Below are 17,885 nucleotides of genomic sequence, written 5' to 3'. Positions count from 1 at the left end.
ATGGACGCCGCCCTCCTCTACAGCGGCGGCAAGGACTCGACGCTCGCAGCGCTCTCGCTCGATCCCTTCTACGACGTGACGCTCGTCACGGGGACGTTCGGCGTTACCGACGACTGGCGACACGCCCGATCGGCGGCCGACCGACTCGGCTTCCCCTTCCGGACCCTCGACCTCAACGCCACCGTCGCCGCCGACGCGGTCGACCAGATGCTCGCCGACGGCTACCCGCGCAACGGGATCGGGGCGGTCCACGACCACGCACTCGAACGCGCCGCCGACCTCGACGTCGCGGCGGTCGCCGACGGCACCCGACGCGACGACCGCGTCCCCTCGCTCTCCCGGGCAGAGGCCCGGAGCCTCGAGGACCGACGCGGCGTCGACTACCTCGCCCCGCTCGCCGGCTTCGGTCGGGGAGCGGTCGATCGGGTCGTCGACGGCCGCCTCGACGTGACCGCCGGCCCCAGCGAGTCGGTGCCGAGCGCCGACTACGAGGCCGAACTCCGGGCGTTGCTCGCCGACCGCGAGGGCCCCGACGCCGTCGCCGACGTGTTCCCCGACCACGAACAGACCCGCGTCCGTGGCCCGCGGCCCTGACGCCGGCGTCGATACGCCGAAGTGACTGGGGGCGAAAGCCCGCACATGAACCTCGTCGAGGCACTCTCGGCCGACACGGAACTCGTCTGCGTCGTCGGTGCGGGGGGCAAGAAGACGACGCTGTACGCGCTCGCGACCCGGCTGGACCGGGCCGTCGTCACCGCGACCGTCCGCATCCCCATCTTCGACGACCGGGTCGCCGACGTACGCGTCACCCGCGACCCCGTGGGGGCGCTCCGGACAGCCGACCGGTGGCCGCTGGGACTCGTCCCCGAACGCGAACGCGACGACCGCTATCTCGGCTACGACCGCGAGACCGTCACCGCCATCCGCGCGACGAAGGAGGCGGGGACGGTGCTCGCGAAGGCGGACGGCGCGCGGACGCGCCTGCTGAAAGCGCCGGACGACCGCGAGCCACAGGTGCCGGCGACCGCCGATACCGTGATCCCGGTCGCCAGCGCCAAGGTCGTCGGCAAGCCCCTCGCGCCGGAGCACGTCCACCGCCCCGATCGAGTGGCCGACCTCACCGGACTCGACCTCGGCGACACGATCGGTCCGACCGACGTGGGGACCGTCCTCGCGCACCGACTGGGCGGCCGCAAGCGCGTCCCGTCGACCGCGACGGTCGTCCCGCTGGTGAACATGGTCGACGACGAGGAGCTGGCCGGGACGGGCCGCGAGATAGCCGCCGCGGTCCACGACCGCGCCGACGTGGCCCGGGTCGTCCTCGGGCGGATGAACGAGCCGACGGTCGTCGACGTGGTCGAGTAGTCACTCCAACCGTCGTTCGGCGTCCTCGAAATCCGTCTTGGTGTTGCAGTTCTCGAACGTCCGCGGGTGGCCGTGGTCGCGCACCGCCTCGGCGTCGACGACGACGAAATCGAGGTCGAACAGCGGCGCGACGATGCGCTCTTCGCCCGCCTCGAGTGCCGTCTCGCAAGCGTCGGCCATCGCCGCCGCCCGGTAGACGGCGTGGGTCGTCTCGAACCACTGCTCCGGCCGGGGGACCGCGGCGTCGTGGCCCGCCGCTCGCTCGAACAGGTAGTCGACGAAATCGGCCTCGACGAACGGCATGTCGCAGGCGACGACGAAGGCGTACTCGGTCTCGACGGCCCGCAGACCCGTCGCCATCCCCGCCATCGGCCCCTCGTCGGGGTACTCGTCCTCCGCGAACGAGACGGGGAGATCGACCCCCTCCAGTGTCGCCCGGATCGCCCCGACCTGTTTTTCGCGGCAGTTGACCACGACGGCGTCCACCGCGGGTGCGACCCGGTCGACGACCCGGCGGATCATCGGCGTCCCCGCGAGGTCGGCGACCGCCTTGTCGTCGTCGCCGAACCGGGTCGACCGTCCCCCGGAGAGTACGACGGCAGTGCGCGCTGACATGGGGCCGGCTACACGCCCCACCGTTTTACGTCGTCGGGTAGCGCCCGCCCGTCGCTCATTCCCCGATTCCGCCACGGAGGTCGTCGACGACCCGCGCGGCCGTCATCGCAGTCACGCGTCGCTCGTCGAACACCCCGCGTGCGCTCTCGACGGCGTCGGGATCGGGCTCGAACCCGACGTTCGGATACGTCACGTCGGCGAGGACGAGCGGCGTCGCCGGGGCGGTCGCGACCCCCGCCGCCCCGTCGATCGGATCCGGCCCCAACACCCGGTCGATTCGATCGAGGTCGCTCGCGCCACACCCCACCGCCCGGACGAGCGAGACGATCCGGCGGACCATGTGCCGGGCGAACCCGCCCGCCGACAGCGTCAAAACGAGGAAGTCGCCGTCGCGCCGACAGCCCGTTTCGAGGCGGCGGACGGTCCCGTCGTCGTCGGTCGTACAGTTATGGAAGTCGTGTTCCCCGCCGAGGCGGTCGAGCGCAGCCCGGACGCGGCCGTCGTCGAGCGTCGGTGCGTAGCAGTGGTAGCGGTACGTGCGCCGGGTCGCGTCGCGGGTGGCGTGGAACCCCTCGCTCACGTCGGCGCTCGCCCATGCCCGCACCGCCGCCGGCAGCGTCCCGTTGAACGCCGCGGGCGTGAGCCACGCCGGTGCCTCGAAGGCAACCGTCTGAGCGAGCGCCGAGACGCCCGCGTCGGTCCGTCCCGCGGCGGCGTAGTTCGGCGGCGTGTCGGCGTCCCCCGCGAGGACGTCGAGGTCCCGCAGGGCGTCGAAGAGGGCGTCCTCGACGGTCGGCACGTCCGGTTGGCGCTGAAAGCCCGAGTACGGCCGGCCGTCGTACGCGAGGCGGAAGGCACGGGTCGGCATCGACGGAGGTCGGGTTGCCCGGCAGTTAACCCCTACGCGAAGTCGCCGTAGGTCGGCCGGTCCCGGTCGCCCGGGAACTCCTCGACCGGTGCGGTGGTCTGGTCGCCGCTCGCCATCTCCTTGACGGTCACTTCGCCGTTCTCCAGGTCGCGCTCGCCGACGATGACGACCGTCTCGGCGTTGATGCCGTCGGCGTAGGACATCTGCGCCCCGAAGCTCCGGTCGCCGAGGTCCGTCTCGACGACGTGGCCCCGCTCTCGCAGGTCGCGGGCCACCCGCGCGGCGGTCGGCCGCGTGTCGCCCACCGAGAGGACGTAGTAGTCCGTCGACAGCGCCTCGTCGGGCCAGACGCCCGCCCGCTGGAGGAGCAAGGAGAGAGTGGCGTGACCGGGTGCGACGCCGACCGCGGGGGTGGGCTGGCCGCCGTAGCTCTCGATGAGGTCGTCGTACCGGCCGCCGCCGAAGACGGCCCGGGACACCTCGCCCTGCGTGTCGAAACACTCGAAGACGGTGCCCGTGTAGTAGTCGAGACCCCGGGCCGTCTCCAGCGAGACCGTGCAGTACTCGCGGACGCCGAAGTCCTCGGCCGCGTCGAGCACCGCCCGGAGGTTCGCCACCGCGTCGACCACGTCGTCCGTGCCGGCGAAGTCGGTGAGGTCGTCGAGGTCGTCGGTCGAGAGCAGCTCGTCGAACGTCTCGGCCTGATCGTAGGAGAGGCCGGCGTCGTAGAGCAGGTCGTAGTACTCCGCGGGGTCGATCTTCTCCGATTTGTCGACCGCGCGGATCGCTTCTCGAACCCGTACGTCGGCGTCGAACGCCCGCAGGAGGCCGCTCAGGAGGTCCCGGTGAGAGACACGGAAGTCGAAATCGTCGCCCGAGAGACCGAGGGTCGTCAGCGCGTCGGCCGCGAACGCCAGGATCTCGGCGTCCGCAGTCGGCTCGCTCGACCCGAAGACGTCGACGTTCGTCTGGTAGAACTCGCGGAAGCGCCCCTGCTGGACCTGCTCGTACCGCCAGAACGGTCGGGTCGACATCCACTTGATCGGCTTCTGGAGCTCCTGGCCCTTCGCGACGACCATCCGCGCGACCGTCGGCGTCAGTTCGGGTGTCATGGCGACGTGGCGACCACCCTTGTCCTCGAAGGCGTACAGTTCCTCGACAATGTCCTCGCCGCTCTTGTCGGTGTAGAGGTCGACTGGCTCCAGCGTCGGCGTACCGATCTCGCGGAACCCGTACCCACGCGCGGTCTCCTCCAGCACGTCGGTGACCGCCCGCCGTGCGGCCATCTCCTCGGGGTAGAAATCGCGAAAGCCCTTGAGTCGGTCGTACATACCGCGTGGTTGGCGAAGGCCGCGCTTGAAACCTGTCCTTTACTTTCGGATACCGGAAGCCCTTGCTCCCACAGCGGGATTCAGTCTTCAGCGTGGCGAGGCGGGGCATGTGTCACTCGTCTCGGCGTTCACCTCCGCGGTGCTCCCGATCGTCTCGGTGATGGCGCTTGGCTACGTGCTGTCGTTGGCGGTCGACCTCGACGTCGATCCGCTGAACGACGTCGCGCTCTACCTGTTTCTCCCCGCGCTCATCTTCCACAGTATCGTCACGACGACGCTGAGCGGCGACACGGTCGCCCGGATCTTCGCCGGCGTCGGCCTGTTCGTCGTCGCCATGATGCTCTTCTCCGAAGTCGCGGACCGCGTCCTCGGCGTCCCGGAACCCTACCGGAGCGCGGACGTGCTGGCGGGCGCACTCCCCAACGCCGGTTTCTACGGCATCCCGCTCGCGGAGTTCTCCTTCGGCGACATCGGCCGGACGACCGCCGTCATCTACATCACCGCACAGGCGTTTCTCATGTACACCCTCGGCGTCTACGTCGCCTCCCGGGGCGGCGGGCGGGCCGGGATCGGCGCGGTCAAGGAGATCTTCCGGCTGCCGCTCGTGTACGCTATCGCCGCCGCCGGCCTCATTCGGGTGCTCGGCGTCGCTCCCCCGACTGGGGGAACCTTCATGACCACGGTCAGCCTCGTCGGCGACGCCTCCATTCCCCTGATGCTCGTCATCGTCGGCGTCCAACTCTCGGAACTGGAGTCCGGGGGGGTCGTCCGGGCGATCCGCCCGTCGATCATCAAACTCGTCGTCGCGCCGGCCGTCGGCCTCGCAGTCGCGCTCGCGCTCGGGTCGTTCGGCGACGTCGCAGTCGCCCGTGTGTTCGTCCTCCTGTGTGCGACCCCCGTCGCCCTCATCCCCCTCGCACTCACCCTCTCGTACAGCGACGTGGCCGACCGCGAGGGGGTGTCCGCGTCGGAGTATCTCACCATGGTCATCTTCGTCACGACGCTCGCGAGCGTCCCCGTCCTGACGGTGTTGATCACCCTCCTGCAGGACGGCGTGGTGGTGTAACCGCCCGGGCGTTTTTTACTCGGCCGGCGAGTCCCTCCCGTCGATGACCGCGACGATCCGAGAGACGGTTCGGGGAATGGGACGGCGAGCGAATCCGGCCTTTGCGGTCGGTGCCGTCGCCGTCCCGGTCGCCGCACTGGTCTACGCGCTCCTGTTCGCGTCGGTCGCCCAGCACACGTACGTCCACGTGATGGCCGGCGTGCTGTGGACGGGGATCGACCTGTTCATGGCCGCGGTCCTCGGGCCGGTGCTCGGCGGCCTGTCGGTCGAGGAGCGCGCCAGCGTCTTCGAACGGTTCACGCCCAAGATGGCGTTTCTGATGCCGTCGCTCGCCTTAGTCACCATCTTCGGCGGCGTCACGCTCGCCGACCGGATCGGCGTCTTTCCGTACGCGGAGGCGTGGATCGCCATCCTGACCCTCGCGACGACCGTGCCCGCCCTCCTGATTCTGGGCTGGCAGTTCGACGCCTTCGACGATCCACGGTGGATCGTCGCCTTCGCCGTCGCCCTGCTGGGCGGCGGTGCCTACCTCGCGGTCACGGCCTCCACGTTCGGCATGACCTCCCCGACGATCCTGCTGACACTCGCCATCGTGACCGTCCTCACGGTTCTCGGCTTCGGCGTCCTGCTCCCCGGCGAGGTGCGCATCTACCTCCAGTTGGCCTCGGGCGATCCGGACTCGGACGTGATCAGCCGGATCGGGATGCGAAACGCCCGCCTGAGCGGCCTACAGGGACTCTTCCAACTCGCCATCGTCGTCGTGATGGTGTACCTGCGGTGGGGCGGGATCTAACGAGAAATCGTTTTACCGCCCGCCGCCACCCTTCGGGTATGCACGTCGATATCGGCAACGCACTCGGAGGCGAACCCCGCCTGACGCGAGGATCGCTCGAACGCCTCGACGACCGCGTCGCCGACGCCCACGACCGCATCGAGCGCGGCCGCGCCGACGCCGACCACGGCTACGCGGCGCTGAACCTGCCCGACACCGTCGATCCGGCGGCGGTCCACGCGGCGGTCGACCGCTTCGACGACCCCGAGGCGGTCCTGACCGTCGGTATCGGGGGGAGCGCCCTCGGCGCGGCGACGCTCGCCGAGGCGCTCGGGGGCGCCGTCGACCACCACGTCCTCGACAACGTCGACCCCGCGGCCGTCACCGCACTCCTCGACTCGCTCCCACTCGCGGACACCGTCGTCCACGTCGTCTCCCGGTCCGGGACGACCGCCGAGACGTTGTCGAACTTCCTGCTCGTCCGCGAGGCGATGGACCGGGCGGGCGTCGACTGGGCCGAGCGCACGCTCGTCACGACCGGGCCCGACGGCAACCTCCGAGCCCTCGCCGACCGTCACGACCTGCCGGCGCTCGACGTGCCCGCGGGCGTCCCCGGTCGCTTCTCCGCGCTCTCGACTGTCGCGCTCCCCGTCGCCGCCATCGCCGGCGCCGACCTCGATGCCCTCCTCGCCGGCGCGCGCGACGAGGCCGACCGCCTTGTCGGATCGCTGTTCGAATCGCCCGCCTACGCCTACGGCGCGACCTGCTACGCCCTCGAACGCCGCGGCGCGGGCGTCAACGCCGTGATGCCCTACGCCGAATCCTTGGAGTCGTTCGCGGAGTGGTTCGCCCAACTGTGGGCCGAGAGCCTCGGCAAGGACGCCGTCGGGCAGACGCCCGCCCGCGCGCTCGGTGCGACCGACCAGCACTCCCAGTTACAGCTCTACCGCGCCGGCCCGCGGGACAAACTCGTGACGCTCGTCCGCCCGCGGGAGCGACCCGACGCCCCGATTCCGGAGACGGAGCTCGACGGCCTGTCGTATCTGGGGGGCGGGAGTCTGGGCAAGCTGCTTGACGCCGAGTTCAGGGCGACGGAGGCGAGCCTCGCCGCCGCCGACTGCCCGAACGTCCGGATCGAAATCGACCGCGTCGACGAGCGGGGACTGGGCGAACTCCTCTACGGGATGGAGGCGGCCTGTGTCATGTACGGCGAACTCGCCGGCGTCGAGACGTTCACCCAGCCCGCCGTCGAGTGGGGGAAACGCGCCGCTCGCGGTCTGCTCGGCGGCGGCGACTTCGAGGAGGCCGAGGCGGTCGGCGCGAAGCGGCGGCTGATCGTCGAGTAGCGGGCCGACCTCGACTCGGAATCCGACGATACTTACTCCCGGGGCGACTTGCCCTCGTATGGTCAACGACCTCGTGGTCGTCGGGGGGATACTCCACCTGCTCGGCGGACTCGTCCTCGGGTCGCTCGTCCACCAGGACGCGACGCTCCGCGGGAGCGACCGCCCCCTCGCTCCCGCGGTTGGGGCCCTCCTCCTCGGCCTCGTCGGTGCGGTCGGCTACTACCTCCTCCGGGATCGGATCGGGCCCCTCTCGCCCGACGCCGATCGAACCCGAGCGCCGACCGGTCCCCGTCTGCTCGACTTGCTCCGGAGCCTCCTGCTGGTCGTCGCCGTGTTCCTCACCGCCACCGCCGTCGCCGGCCTCGGGGCGGGCGGACTGGTCGCGGCTGGCGTCGTCACGGCCGGCGGACTGGAGTACCGGGTCGCCGCCTCGGTCCTACAGTTTCTGGGTTTCGGCGTCGCCGTCGCCGGCTACCTCGCCATCACCGACGAGTGGGACCTCGTGGAGGTCCGTGTTCCGACGCTCCGGCACCTCGGCCTGATCGTCGGCGGTCTCGTCGTCCTCGTCGTCGCGCAGGTGGTCATGGCCCGCCTGCTGACCGTCCTCGAGGTGCAGGCAGCCCAGAACCAGGTCGTCGCCACCGGACAGCAGAACCCCCGATACTTCCTCTACATGATCCCCGTGGCCGTCCTGCTGGTCGGCCCCTTCGAGGAACTCGTCTTCCGGGGCGGCGTGCAAGGTATCCTCCGGCGGACGTGGGGTCCCGGCGTCGCCATCGTCGTGGCGAGCATCCTCTTTGGCTCCGTCCACATCTTCGCGCTCCTCGGCGGCGGCGGGACCGGCCAACTCGCCTACATCGCCGTCGCGGCGACGCTCGGCCTCGTCCTCGGCTACCTGTACGAACGGACGCACAACCTGGTCGTCCCCGCAGTCGTCCACGGTCTCTACAACGCCACGCTGTTCGCCGTCCAGTACGCGTCGGCGACCGGCCTCGCCTAGCACCGAAGACGCCATTAGCCTCCCCGTCGACACGGCACACATGAGCGCGAACGATGGGGGCGACGCCGAGGCGGCCGGCGCACACCCCAACGCCGAACAGGAAGTCATCGCCGTCGACGCCGACGACCGTGAGCAGGGGACCGTCAACCGACTCGACGCCCACACGGGCGACGGCGTCCGCCACCGCGCCTTCACCGCCCTCGTCTTCGACGGCCAGGGGCGGGTCCTGCTCGCACAGCGCGCCCCCGGAAAGCGCCTCTGGGACACCCACTGGGACGGCACCGTCGCCTCCCACCCCCGACCGGGGCAGGGACAGAAGGAGGCCGCCCGAAACCGTCTGGTCGACGAACTCGGCGTCACGTCCGACCAGTACGGCGACCTCCGGGTGACGGACAAGTTCGAGTACAAGCGCTACTACGAGAACGCGGGCCTGGAGTGGGAGATGTGTGCGGTGTTGAAACTGACCCTCGACGACGTTCGCCTCGACCCCGACACCGAGGAGGTCGCCGGCCGCCTCTGGGTCGACTACGACCACCTCCACGCCAACCCGCAAGCGTACCGGCAACTCCGGCTCTGTCCGTGGTTCGAGATCGCGCTCCGCCGTGACTTCGACTGATACCCTCCGGCTCTCGTCGCTCGTCCGGGACGCGCTCCTCGACCACGCGGTCGAGGGAGCCGACCGCGACCCCCCAGAGGAGGTGTGTGGCGTACTCGTCGGGGGGCGTGCCCCCGACCGGGCGACCGCGACCCGGCGCGTCCCGAACGTCGCGGACCACCCCCGCTCGCGGTACGAACTCGACCCTGAGGCGACGATGGCCGCCGTCGACGCCGTCGAGGCCGACGGCGACGAGGTGGTTGGCTTCTACCACTCCCACCCCGAGAGCGCGCCGGTCCCGAGCGCGACCGACCGGGCGCGGGCGACGTGGACGGGGTACGTCTACGCCATCGTCTCCCCGCCCGACGCGATCCGCGCCTACCGGTACACCGGCGACGGGTTCGACGAACTCGCGGTTCAGGTCGAGGACGACAGCCGCGCGTAAGCCGCCCACGAGGCGTCGACCGCTGGCGCCTCGATCCGGTCGCCATCGACGTACGCGCCCTCGCCCTCGGTGACCCGCCCGACACGCTCGACGGCCGTCCCCCGGTCGTCGAGCGCCGCGATCACGGCGTCGGTCCCCGCGGGGTCGACGGCGAGGACGAGCGACCCCGACGTCGTGGCCGTCCACGGATCGATCCCGAGGGCAGCACACGTCTCCTCGACCCCCGGTCGGATCGGCACGCGGTCGCGCTCGACCGCGAGTCGAACGCCCGCGCTCGCTGCCACCTCCGCGAACGCGCCGTGCAGGCCGCCTTCGGTGGCGTCGTGCATCGCGGTCACCGATCCGGCGGCCGCGGCGGTCATCGCGTCCCGGACACAACTCGCCTCGTCGAGGCGCGCCCGTGCCGTCGCCAGCGTCTCGGGCGGCAGGTCGACCCCGTCGGGGAACAGCGTCGTCAGGAGGCCGGTCGTCTCGACGGCCGGGCCACGCGTCACGAGGAGGTCGTCACCCGGTCGCGCCCCGTCGGGTCGGATCACGTCCGCGGGGTCGCCCACGGCGAGCGCCGTCGCGCCACCGACCCACGGGAACGAACACCCGTCGTAGCGCGCCGTGTGGCCGGTGACGACGCTCACGCCCAGATCCGACGCCTCCTCGTTGATCGCCTCCCAGACGGTCGCGAACTCGTCGTCGGTCATCGTCGGTGGGAGTGAGAACGAAATCGCGAGGTGGGCGGGTGGCAGGCCGCTGACGGCCACGTCCGCGAGGACGACGTCGAGGGCGAACCGGCCGGCGCGCGCGAGGCCGAGGTCGGGCAGGATGGAGACGGGATCGGTCGCGAGAGCGAGGACGCGGCCGCCGACGTCGATCAGGCCGAAGTCGACGCCGGGCGTCGGCCCCAGGCGCACGTCGTTCCGGTCCGCCCCGAGGTTCGGACGGACGTGCGTCTCGAAGAAGTCGCGGTCGATCTTTCCGGGGTCGGGCATACCGGCGCTCGCCGCCCGCCGGCAAAAGGCGTGGCGCTCCCGGTCAGGTCACCTGCGACTTGCACGTCTCGGCGAACGACGCGAGGGAGACGTCGGCGTCGGCGTCGATGCTGACGAACGGACCGGAGACGTCCCCGCCGACGAACTGGAACGCCGCCAGGTCGTCGTGGAGGTCATCCGCGATAGCCGCGAGACGTCCGAGCGCACGTAGAACGCCTCGTAGCCGTCGGCGCCGTACGTGGCGACGACCCCGAGAGCGTCGCCCGCCTCCGTCCGGAGTGTCGCCACGAGTTGGTCCCGGTCGTCGACTACCATGCGTCACGGTCCACGGCAGGCCGCGCCAAAGACCGGTTTGCGAAGTTAGTGGTCGCCGTCGCCCGGATCGGCGAGCAGAACGCAGGCCGTCCCGACGACGACGCTCCCGACGGCGACGGCTAGGAGCGTCCCGCGGACGGCGACACCGAAGCCGTATCGCGGCGTGGCGAAGGCGACCAGACCACCCATGACGACCGGCGCGAGGGTGCTTCCGGTCCGGCCGGCGGACTCGCCGACGCTGACGAGCGATCCCCGGTGTCGGGGGGGCGCGAGCGTCGAGATAGTGCTCCGGTAGAGCGTCAGCACGACGCCGAACCCCGCGCCGACGACGAGCGAGCCGACGCCAGCGACGGGGAGCGACGGGGCGAGGGCGACGGCGGCGAGTCCGACCCCCGAGACGGCGGTTCCGACGAGCAACGGCGTGCGCCGGGTGTCGAAGGCGGCGGTGAGTCGCCCCACCTGTGTCCCGCCGACGGAACTCGCGACGCTCGTGAGGCCGACCAGCGTTCCCGCGGCCCCGGGCGTCCCGCCGAGCAGTCGGACGACCACGATCGAGTTGTACGTCAGGAAGCCGAACCAGAGAACCGACGGGACGGTCCGCCCGACGAGCACCAGTCCGATCCGCGGGTCGCGGACGACGCCGGCGAGTCCCCGCAGGTCGAGGCCGGTGGCGCGTTCGTCGTCGCCGGCGTCGGCCGCCGACTCCTCGAAGTGGACGTGGACGACCGCCGCCGCCGGCAGTCCCAGCGCGAACAGGTAGAAGGGGTACTGCCACGCGAGGGAGACGAGCAGTCCCGCCAGAACGGGAAAGACGGCGAGCGAGAGGCCGACCGTGGTGAAGCGCAGCCCCTGTGCGGTCGCCTCGCGGTCGCCGGCGAAGAGGTCGCCCGTGGCGGCGATGAGGATCGGTGCGATGCCGGTGTAACCGACGCCCTGCAGGAGGCGGAGGGCGACGGTCGTCCGGAAGTCGGCGGTGAACGCGAGGCCGACGCCCGCCGCGCCGAACAGCGCCAACCCCGACGTGAGGATCGGTTTCCGGCCGTAGCGATCCGACGCCAGCCCCACGAGCGGGATGGCGACGATGGCGGGGGCGGTGAAGGCCGCCATCACGAGGCCGATCCGGGCCTCGCCCACGCCGTAGACGCCGGTCAGCGTGTCCAGCAGCGGCGAGACCAGCGCGGCCCCCATGGGGGAGACGACGCTCCCCAGCAACAGCACTCTGAACCGTGGGTCGGAGACGACGTCGGCGTCGTCGCCGACGAACCGGGCGGCGAGTCCCACGCCGGCAGTCGTCGGTAACGGGGGTTGAACCTTCCCGTTTCAGGGCGTCGGTCCCGCCCGTCGGAACCCCTCGCGGAGGTGGTCAGTCACGCGGTCCGGGACCTCGTGGTGGATCCAGTGGGTCGCGTCGTCGACCAGAATCGCCCGCCCGTCCCGACAGTACGCGACGCTCTCCCGAGCCATCTCCGTCCGGAGATACTCGTCGCCCGTCCCCCAGAGGACGAGCGTCGGCGGGTCGACCGGGTCGGTCCGCTCCGGCGGCGCGTGGCGTGCGATGGCCCGGTACCAGTTCACCATCCCGGTGATCGCGCCGGGTTTCGACCACGCCGCCCGGTAGCGTTCGAAGTCGGCGTCGTCGAAGGTCCCCGGCCGACTCGAAGCCCGCATCGTCGTCTCGAAGAGCCGCCAGTCCCCGGCGCGGGCGACCAGTTCCGGCAGGCGGGGCAGTTGGAAGAAGCCGAAGTACCAGCTCCGCAGGCGCTGGTCCCACGACCGCCGGAGCGTCCGCGCCATCACCGTGGGGTGGGGGACGTTCACCGCCGACAGGGTCGCGACCCGGTCGGGGTGGTCGAGCGCCAGCCACCACGCCACCGCAGCCCCCCAGTCGTGGCCGACGACGTGGGCCTCGCCGGCGTCGTCGCTCCCAACGGTGTCGATCAGTCCCGCGACGTCGGCCGCGAGCGTCGGGAGGCGGTAGGCGGCGACGCCGCTCGGCTTCTCGCTGTCGTTGTACCCCCGGCCGTCCGGGACGTACACGCGGTAGCCGGCGTCTGCGAGGCGGTCGGCCACCTCGTGCCAGCCGTACCAGAACTCCGGGAAGCCGTGCAACAGGACGACCGGCGGGCCGTCGTCGGGACCGACCCGGACGACGTGCAGGCGGACGCCGTTGGTCTCGACGACGGTCGACTCCCCCTCGGACGGGCGGGGACGGGCGAGGTCCGGCGACATGTTTCGGCGTAGGGGTACAGCCACAAAAGCGCGCGCCCCGGTCAGGTACCGAGTCGGTCGCCGTACGCTCGCTCGACGAGCAGCAGGCCGACGAGCCCCAAGATCAGTATGGTGTAGCTGACGGCGGCGAACAGCGCGTCCTGTGCGGTGGCGTACTCGCCGGTCCGGAAGATGATCGTCTTTCGAACCATCGCGATGACGCCGGTGTAGATCACGAGACGGACGATCCGGCGGGTCTCGCTCTCCTCGGTGTAGGCGATCACCGTCTCGTACACCTCGACGATGATGAGGAGGAGGAGGCCGGTGTCGATGAAGCCGATGACGACCAACGGGTCGGTGATCTGTCCGGCCCGAATGGCTTGGACGATCTGGAGCATGAGGTCGACGACGCCGATGGCGAACAGCAGGGCGAACACCGCCGCGGCGACCAGTTCGGTCGCGTGGACGAACTGCCCCGTCACTTCGGCGAACCGACTCGACGAGAAAGGCGTCGACCGGTCGCCGTGGCCGAGGCCGGCTTCGGACGAACGCTCGCCACCGTCCTCGCTCTCACCCTCGTCGTCGGTCACGTACGCTCACTCCGCTCGTGTGGGCTCGGCACGCACGGACGTACGTCTCCCCTCGAAATAAAACGGGCGGGGTGGTCGTCGGCCGAAGGTATAGGTACGTCGACGCGTAACACACTCCCACTCGCCGCCGGTCGGCCTCCCGGCTCGCTGGCCGCCGTCGGCTCCCCTATCATGACGGACGCAGGCACCCCGGGACCGGGAACGGATGCGGACGGCGTAGCGGTGGATGGCAACGACACCCCGCCGTCGTCGGTGTCGGCGGTCGCCGCGCTCACGGACCGCATCGTCGACAACGTCGAGGACGTCATCGTGGGCCACCACGACGCCATCGAGCACATCCTCGTCGCGGTCCTCGCGCGGGGCCACCTCCTGTTGGAGGACGTCCCCGGCGTCGGCAAGACGGTCCTCGGGCGGGCGGTCGCCACCTCCGTCGACTGCTCGTTCAAGCGGGTTCAGTTCACGCCCGACCTCCTCCCCTCGGACGTGACCGGCGTCAACGTGTTCAACCAGAAGACCCGGGAGTTCGAGTTCCAGCCCGGTCCCGTGTTCGCGAACGTCGTCCTCGGCGACGAGATCAACCGCGCACCGCCGAAGACACAGGCCGCGTTGCTGGAGGCGATGGCCGAAGAGCAGGTGACCGTCGACGGCGAGACACGCGCCCTTCCCGACCCCTTCACCGTGATCGCCACCCAGAACGACGTCGAACCCGGCCGCACGTACGACCTGCCGATGGCGGAGGTGGACCGCTTCATGAAGAAACTCCGCCTGGGCTACCCCGACGAGGACGAGGAGACGGCGCTGTTGCAACGCGTCGCCGGCGAACACCCGATCGAGTCGCTCGACCCCGTCGCCTCGCTGGACGACCTGCGGGACGCCCGGCGGACGGTCACGACCGTCACGCTGAGCGAACCGGTCCGCCGGTACGTCTCGCAGTTGGCCTCGCACACGCGGGAACACGCCACGCTCGGCGTGAGTCCGCGGGGCGCGATCGCCCTCGTCCGCGCCGCCCAGGCACGGGCCGCCCTCGACGGCCGCGACTACGTCGTCCCGGACGACGTCCAGGCCGAAGCGCCGAGCGTCTGGAGCCACCGCATCGACGCCGACCGCCCGGGACGGGCCGTCGTCGACGCCGCCCTGACGACCGTTCGCGTCGACTGAGATGCTCCCGATCCGCCCCACTCGACGCGGACTCGCGGTCGCCCTCGCCGCCGCCGCGGGCGTCGCGATGGCCGTCCGGTTCGGCCCCCGATCGCTCGACGCCGTCGTCGTCGCGGCGACCGTCGCCCTCGTCGCCGCCGTCGTCCAACTCGCCGCCGTCGACGCTCCCGAGGTCGATCGCACCACCCCGCCACCCAGCGTCCCGGGGACGACCGGCGTCGTCGGTCTCGCTGTCGCGACCGACACCCCGGCCACCGCCGTCGTCACCGATCGGCTCCCGGCGGGAGTCGGCGGGACTGCACGCGCCGCCGGCCTCGTCGGCGACGGAGCCGACCCGCTCCGGTACGAGATCACGTACCGCGAGCGCGGCGAACACGCCGTCGGTCCGGCGACCGTCCGGATCCGTGACCTCCTCGGGCTGGCGGAGCGGACGTTCGTCGGCGCGGGCGAGGACCCGGTGCTGGTGTATCCGCGGGTCTACCGGCCGTCGCCCGCGGTCGCCGAGCGGTTGCGTGCGCTGTCGACGTCGGTCGCCAGCGCCGAACGCGGCGCGTTCGACCACCTCCGCGAGTACGCCCGCGGCGACTCGCTACGGGACATCCACTGGAAGGCGAGCGCCAAACGCGACGACCTCGTCGTCCAGGAGTTCGCCGACGACGAGGGCGACTGCGGGACGGTGACCGTCGCGGCGAGCGGCGCGTCCGGCCACGCGGACGCGATGGCCGAGGCGACCGCGAGCGTCGGGATTGCCCTCCTCGACTCGGGCGTCGGCGTGGCGCTCGTATCCCCCGACGGCAGACTGACGGCGACGCCGGGGGAGGCCGACGGACTGCTCGCTCACCTCGCGCGGGTCGACGCCGGCCACCCGGACGACGAGGCGGCGGACGTGGTCGTCGACGCGACGGCCGAGGGGGTGACGATCCGCGTCGACGGCGAGCGCTCGCCGTTCGATCCCGGGCGGCGCGTCCGCACGTCCCGGGAGGAGGTAATGGCGTGAGCACCGGGACCGCCGACTCCCGCCTCGCCACAGCCGTCGGTGTCGACCCGACGTACCGCCTCGCCGCGCGCGTCGCCCTCGGCGTCCTGACCGCGGCGTACGGGAGCGTCTTCTACCACGTGACCGACGTGGTGGGCGGGAGCGAGCTCATGCTGGCGACCCTCGTGGGCGCGTCGGCGCTCGGCCTCGCCGCGGGGCGACTCCTCCGGGCGCGGACGGCCGTCCTCCTGACCGTCCTCTTCCTCTCCGCCGGCGGTGTCGTCTACTACCTGTCCGTCCCCGCGAGCCAGCGCGCACTCGTCTCGGTCGGTCGACTGGCCTCCGACTCGGTTGCGCTACTCACCGGACTGTCGGTACTCAGGCTCACGGCGGCGAACGTCTGGGCGCTGTCGGTCGTGCCCGCGCCGGCGTTCCTCTCGTGGTACCTGATCGGCCGGCGGCGGTACGTCCCGAGCGTCGTCGGCGGCGGGTCGCTACTGGCGCTCGTCGTCCTGACGGGCGACGCGGGGACGCTCGCGACGCTCGCTGGCGTGGCCGGTGCGACGGCCGTCGTCGGCCTCGGAACGTTGGACCGCTACGGCGGGACGGCCGCGCAAGTGGACCGACTGGCGATACTGCTCGCCACGATGGTGTTGATCTCGGCGGCGCTGTCCGCGGTGCCGGCGACGCGCTCGGACCCCGTCCTGCCCGATCGAACGACTCCCACGGGACAGGCCAGCCTCGTGGACGCCGGCGACCGCATGGAGGTGGTTGGGACGATGCGGCTCTCGCCCACGGTGCAGTTCACCGTCGAGAGTCCCGCCGAGACGTACATGACGACCGCCACCTACGACCGCTACACCGGATCGGGGTGGGTCCGCTCCGGCGACACCGACCCGTACGTCGGCCGACTCCAGCGACCCCCGGGCGAGACGCGCGACCTGCGACAGACGATCACCGCCGAGACGGAACTCGGGTCGATGCCGGCGGCGTGGCGACCGGCGACGGTCGGCGGTCTCTCGAGCGGCCGGATCAGGGTCACCGATCAGGGGACCGTCCGGCCGGCCGGGACGATCGACCCGGGCGAGTCCTACACGGTGACGAGTCGGGTCTCGGAGGCCTCGACCACCGACCTACGGCGGGCGGGCACCGACTACCCCGACCGGATCGTCGAGGAGTACACGCGGCTCCCCGACTCGACGCCCGATCGGGTGCGCGACCGGACGGCGGCGGTGACCGCCGACGCCGAGACGCCCTACGAGAAGGCGGTCGCGATAGAGCGCCACCTGGAGTCGACCAAGGAGTACTCGCTGACGGTCGACCGACCGGACGGGACCATCGCCGACGCCTTCCTGTTCGAGATGACCGCCGGCTACTGCACCTACTACGCGACGACGATGGTGACGATGCTCCGGTCCGAGGGGGTGCCCGCACGCTTCGTCACCGGCTACACGCCCGGCGAACGCGTCGGCGAGGACCGGCGAGTGGTTCGTGGCTTCGACTCCCACGCGTGGGTGCAGGTGTACGTCCCCGACGTGGGGTGGGTGCAGTTCGACCCGACGCCGGCCGACCCGCGCGAGGCGGCAGAGAGCCGCCTCTCGGAGGCGCGCCAGATCAACGAGACGGGCGTCGACACGAACGACTCCCTCGCGACGACCCCCGTCTCGACGCCAGCCGGCGACGTCGACGGAGCGAACGCGACGACGACCCCCGGAGCCAACGCCTCCGACGACGCCAACCTCACCGACGCGGTCGGCGACTCGGGTCCCGATCCAACCGTCCCGACCGACGGCGGGCCGACGCTACCGTCGACCGAGACGCTCGCGCTCGTCGGCGTCGCCGTCGTCGGCCTCGGGGCGGCGATCAGACGCACCGGCGCGGACCGGCGCGCACTCCGGGCGGTCTGGCTCCGCCGCCGCGGGCCGCGGCGCGACCCCGACGCCGACGCCGTGCGCGCCTTCGACCGCCTCGCCTACCTACTCGAACGGCAGGAACGACCCAGACACCCCGGGGAGACGCCGCGGGCGTTCGTCGAGAGCGTGACGACGGACGACCGTGCTCGGCGGGTTCTGGACGCGTACGAGCGAGCCAGGTACGGCGACGGCGTCGACCGTGCGACCGCCGACGCGGTGACCGACGCCGTCGGCGAACTCGTCCGCGAGCGGACGCTTCCGACCCGTCCCTTCGTCGACTGACGGGGCGTCCGCGGGCTCGCGGGGTGCGATCCCGATACTGTTTAATATCCCCGACCA

19 protein-coding genes are annotated in these 17,885 nt (G+C 71.5%); 11 read left to right on the top strand and 8 right to left on the bottom strand.

Annotated features, from left to right (window positions below):
- The gene (locus tag NBT81_RS03950; protein ID WP_338741218.1) at nt 1–594 is read left to right on the top strand and encodes a DUF7411 family protein; all 594 of its coding nucleotides are present in this window, start codon (nt 1–3) and stop codon (nt 592–594) included.
- A gap of 45 nt (nt 595–639) precedes the next feature.
- A complete protein-coding gene (gene yqeC / locus NBT81_RS03945) occupies nt 640–1,365 on the top strand; it encodes a selenium cofactor biosynthesis protein YqeC (protein ID WP_338741216.1) in 726 nt (241 codons plus the stop codon).
- Here the strand turns inward: yqeC and mobA are convergent, their stop codons facing one another.
- Genes mobA through hisS form a run of 3 tightly spaced genes read right to left on the bottom strand, consistent with a single transcriptional unit; the run spans nt 1,366 to nt 4,179 of the window.
- Nucleotides 1,366–1,980 (bottom strand): molybdenum cofactor guanylyltransferase, encoded by a 615-nt coding sequence (gene mobA, locus NBT81_RS03940; protein WP_338741214.1) that lies wholly within the window; start codon nt 1,978–1,980, stop codon nt 1,366–1,368.
- A gap of 55 nt (nt 1,981–2,035) precedes the next feature.
- Nucleotides 2,036–2,848: a tRNA pseudouridine(38-40) synthase TruA gene (gene truA / locus NBT81_RS03935; RefSeq protein ID WP_338741212.1), complete on the bottom strand. Its 813-nt coding sequence runs from the start codon at nt 2,846–2,848 to the stop codon at nt 2,036–2,038.
- A gap of 32 nt (nt 2,849–2,880) precedes the next feature.
- A complete protein-coding gene (hisS, locus tag NBT81_RS03930; protein WP_338741210.1) occupies nt 2,881–4,179 on the bottom strand; it encodes a histidine--tRNA ligase in 1,299 nt (432 codons plus the stop codon).
- Nucleotides 4,180–4,288: 109 nt separating this feature from the next.
- Between hisS and NBT81_RS03925 the strand changes: the two genes are divergently transcribed.
- The 6 genes from NBT81_RS03925 to NBT81_RS03900 all read left to right on the top strand — a co-directional run bounded on the left by NBT81_RS03925 (nt 4,289) and on the right by NBT81_RS03900 (nt 9,403).
- Nucleotides 4,289–5,245, top strand: a complete 957-nt coding sequence (locus NBT81_RS03925; protein ID WP_338741208.1) for an AEC family transporter — start codon at nt 4,289–4,291, stop codon at nt 5,243–5,245.
- Between the two features lie 76 nt (nt 5,246–5,321).
- Nucleotides 5,322–6,038 (top strand): hypothetical protein, encoded by a 717-nt coding sequence (locus NBT81_RS03920; RefSeq protein ID WP_425498767.1) that lies wholly within the window; start codon nt 5,322–5,324, stop codon nt 6,036–6,038.
- A 38-nt stretch (nt 6,039–6,076) separates the two neighbouring features.
- The gene (locus NBT81_RS03915; RefSeq protein ID WP_338741204.1) at nt 6,077–7,363 is read left to right on the top strand and encodes a glucose-6-phosphate isomerase; all 1,287 of its coding nucleotides are present in this window, start codon (nt 6,077–6,079) and stop codon (nt 7,361–7,363) included.
- A gap of 58 nt (nt 7,364–7,421) precedes the next feature.
- Entirely contained in the window at nt 7,422–8,363 is a 942-nt protein-coding gene (locus NBT81_RS03910; protein ID WP_338741202.1) for a CPBP family intramembrane glutamic endopeptidase, read from the top strand.
- A gap of 40 nt (nt 8,364–8,403) precedes the next feature.
- Nucleotides 8,404–8,979, top strand: coding sequence for an isopentenyl-diphosphate Delta-isomerase (locus tag NBT81_RS03905; protein ID WP_338741201.1), 576 nt, complete (start codon nt 8,404–8,406; stop codon nt 8,977–8,979).
- Nucleotides 8,966–9,403: a desampylase gene (locus NBT81_RS03900; RefSeq protein WP_338741199.1), complete on the top strand. Its 438-nt coding sequence runs from the start codon at nt 8,966–8,968 to the stop codon at nt 9,401–9,403. The genes NBT81_RS03905 and NBT81_RS03900 overlap by 14 nt, the downstream gene beginning before the upstream one ends.
- On the opposite strand, the gene NBT81_RS03895 is transcribed toward NBT81_RS03900, so the two are convergent.
- Genes NBT81_RS03895 through NBT81_RS03875 form a run of 5 tightly spaced genes read right to left on the bottom strand, consistent with a single transcriptional unit; the run spans nt 9,376 to nt 13,499 of the window.
- Complete coding sequence (locus NBT81_RS03895; RefSeq protein WP_338741198.1) at nt 9,376–10,386, bottom strand: AIR synthase family protein; 1,011 nt, start codon at nt 10,384–10,386, stop codon at nt 9,376–9,378. The two genes, NBT81_RS03900 and NBT81_RS03895, sit on opposite strands and share 28 nt — an antisense overlap.
- Before the next feature lie 43 nt (nt 10,387–10,429).
- The gene (locus tag NBT81_RS03890; protein WP_338741196.1) at nt 10,430–10,708 is read right to left on the bottom strand and encodes a hypothetical protein; all 279 of its coding nucleotides are present in this window, start codon (nt 10,706–10,708) and stop codon (nt 10,430–10,432) included.
- 38 nt (nt 10,709–10,746) lie between these two features.
- Nucleotides 10,747–11,982: an MFS transporter gene (locus NBT81_RS03885; RefSeq protein WP_338741194.1), complete on the bottom strand. Its 1,236-nt coding sequence runs from the start codon at nt 11,980–11,982 to the stop codon at nt 10,747–10,749.
- Nucleotides 11,983–12,021: 39 nt separating this feature from the next.
- A complete protein-coding gene (locus NBT81_RS03880) occupies nt 12,022–12,930 on the bottom strand; it encodes an alpha/beta fold hydrolase (protein WP_338741193.1) in 909 nt (302 codons plus the stop codon).
- Nucleotides 12,931–12,971: 41 nt separating this feature from the next.
- On the bottom strand, nt 12,972–13,499 hold the full coding sequence (locus NBT81_RS03875; protein WP_338741191.1) for a phosphate-starvation-inducible PsiE family protein: 528 nt from the start codon (nt 13,497–13,499) through the stop codon (nt 12,972–12,974).
- 171 nt (nt 13,500–13,670) lie between these two features.
- On the opposite strand from NBT81_RS03875, the gene NBT81_RS03870 reads away from it, so the two are divergent.
- The 3 genes from NBT81_RS03870 to NBT81_RS03860 are packed head-to-tail and all read left to right on the top strand — an operon-like array spanning nt 13,671 to nt 17,828.
- The gene (locus NBT81_RS03870) at nt 13,671–14,657 is read left to right on the top strand and encodes a MoxR family ATPase (RefSeq protein WP_338741190.1); all 987 of its coding nucleotides are present in this window, start codon (nt 13,671–13,673) and stop codon (nt 14,655–14,657) included.
- Between the two features lies 1 nt (nt 14,658).
- The gene (locus tag NBT81_RS03865; RefSeq protein ID WP_338741189.1) at nt 14,659–15,654 is read left to right on the top strand and encodes a DUF58 domain-containing protein; all 996 of its coding nucleotides are present in this window, start codon (nt 14,659–14,661) and stop codon (nt 15,652–15,654) included.
- Entirely contained in the window at nt 15,651–17,828 is a 2,178-nt protein-coding gene (locus NBT81_RS03860; RefSeq protein WP_338741188.1) for a transglutaminase TgpA family protein, read from the top strand. The genes NBT81_RS03865 and NBT81_RS03860 overlap by 4 nt, the downstream gene beginning before the upstream one ends.
- Nucleotides 17,829–17,885 lie beyond the last annotated feature (57 nt).

The sequence above is a fragment of the Haloplanus sp. CK5-1 genome (genome assembly GCF_037201915.1).
Lineage (GTDB): Archaea > Halobacteriota > Halobacteria > Halobacteriales > Haloferacaceae > Haloplanus > Haloplanus salilacus.
This window is presented reverse-complemented; position numbering and strand designations above follow the sequence as displayed.

Excerpts from the sequence above, each read along its gene's own strand:
- NBT81_RS03950 (WP_338741218.1), top strand. The coding sequence starts at position 1 with ATGGACGCCGCCCTCCTCTACAGCGGCGGCAAGGACTCGACGCTCGCA.
- yqeC (WP_338741216.1), top strand. The coding sequence starts at position 640 with ATGAACCTCGTCGAGGCACTCTCGGCCGACACGGAACTCGTCTGCGTC.
- mobA (WP_338741214.1), bottom strand. The coding sequence starts at position 1,980 with ATGTCAGCGCGCACTGCCGTCGTACTCTCCGGGGGACGGTCGACCCGG.
- truA (WP_338741212.1), bottom strand. The coding sequence starts at position 2,848 with ATGCCGACCCGTGCCTTCCGCCTCGCGTACGACGGCCGGCCGTACTCG.
- hisS (WP_338741210.1), bottom strand. The coding sequence starts at position 4,179 with ATGTACGACCGACTCAAGGGCTTTCGCGATTTCTACCCCGAGGAGATG.
- NBT81_RS03920 (WP_425498767.1), top strand. The coding sequence starts at position 5,322 with ATGGGACGGCGAGCGAATCCGGCCTTTGCGGTCGGTGCCGTCGCCGTC.
- NBT81_RS03915 (WP_338741204.1), top strand. The coding sequence starts at position 6,077 with ATGCACGTCGATATCGGCAACGCACTCGGAGGCGAACCCCGCCTGACG.
- NBT81_RS03910 (WP_338741202.1), top strand. The coding sequence starts at position 7,422 with ATGGTCAACGACCTCGTGGTCGTCGGGGGGATACTCCACCTGCTCGGC.
- NBT81_RS03905 (WP_338741201.1), top strand. The coding sequence starts at position 8,404 with ATGAGCGCGAACGATGGGGGCGACGCCGAGGCGGCCGGCGCACACCCC.
- NBT81_RS03895 (WP_338741198.1), bottom strand. The coding sequence starts at position 10,386 with ATGCCCGACCCCGGAAAGATCGACCGCGACTTCTTCGAGACGCACGTC.
- NBT81_RS03880 (WP_338741193.1), bottom strand. The coding sequence starts at position 12,930 with ATGTCGCCGGACCTCGCCCGTCCCCGCCCGTCCGAGGGGGAGTCGACC.
- NBT81_RS03870 (WP_338741190.1), top strand. The coding sequence starts at position 13,671 with ATGACGGACGCAGGCACCCCGGGACCGGGAACGGATGCGGACGGCGTA.
- NBT81_RS03865 (WP_338741189.1), top strand. The coding sequence starts at position 14,659 with ATGCTCCCGATCCGCCCCACTCGACGCGGACTCGCGGTCGCCCTCGCC.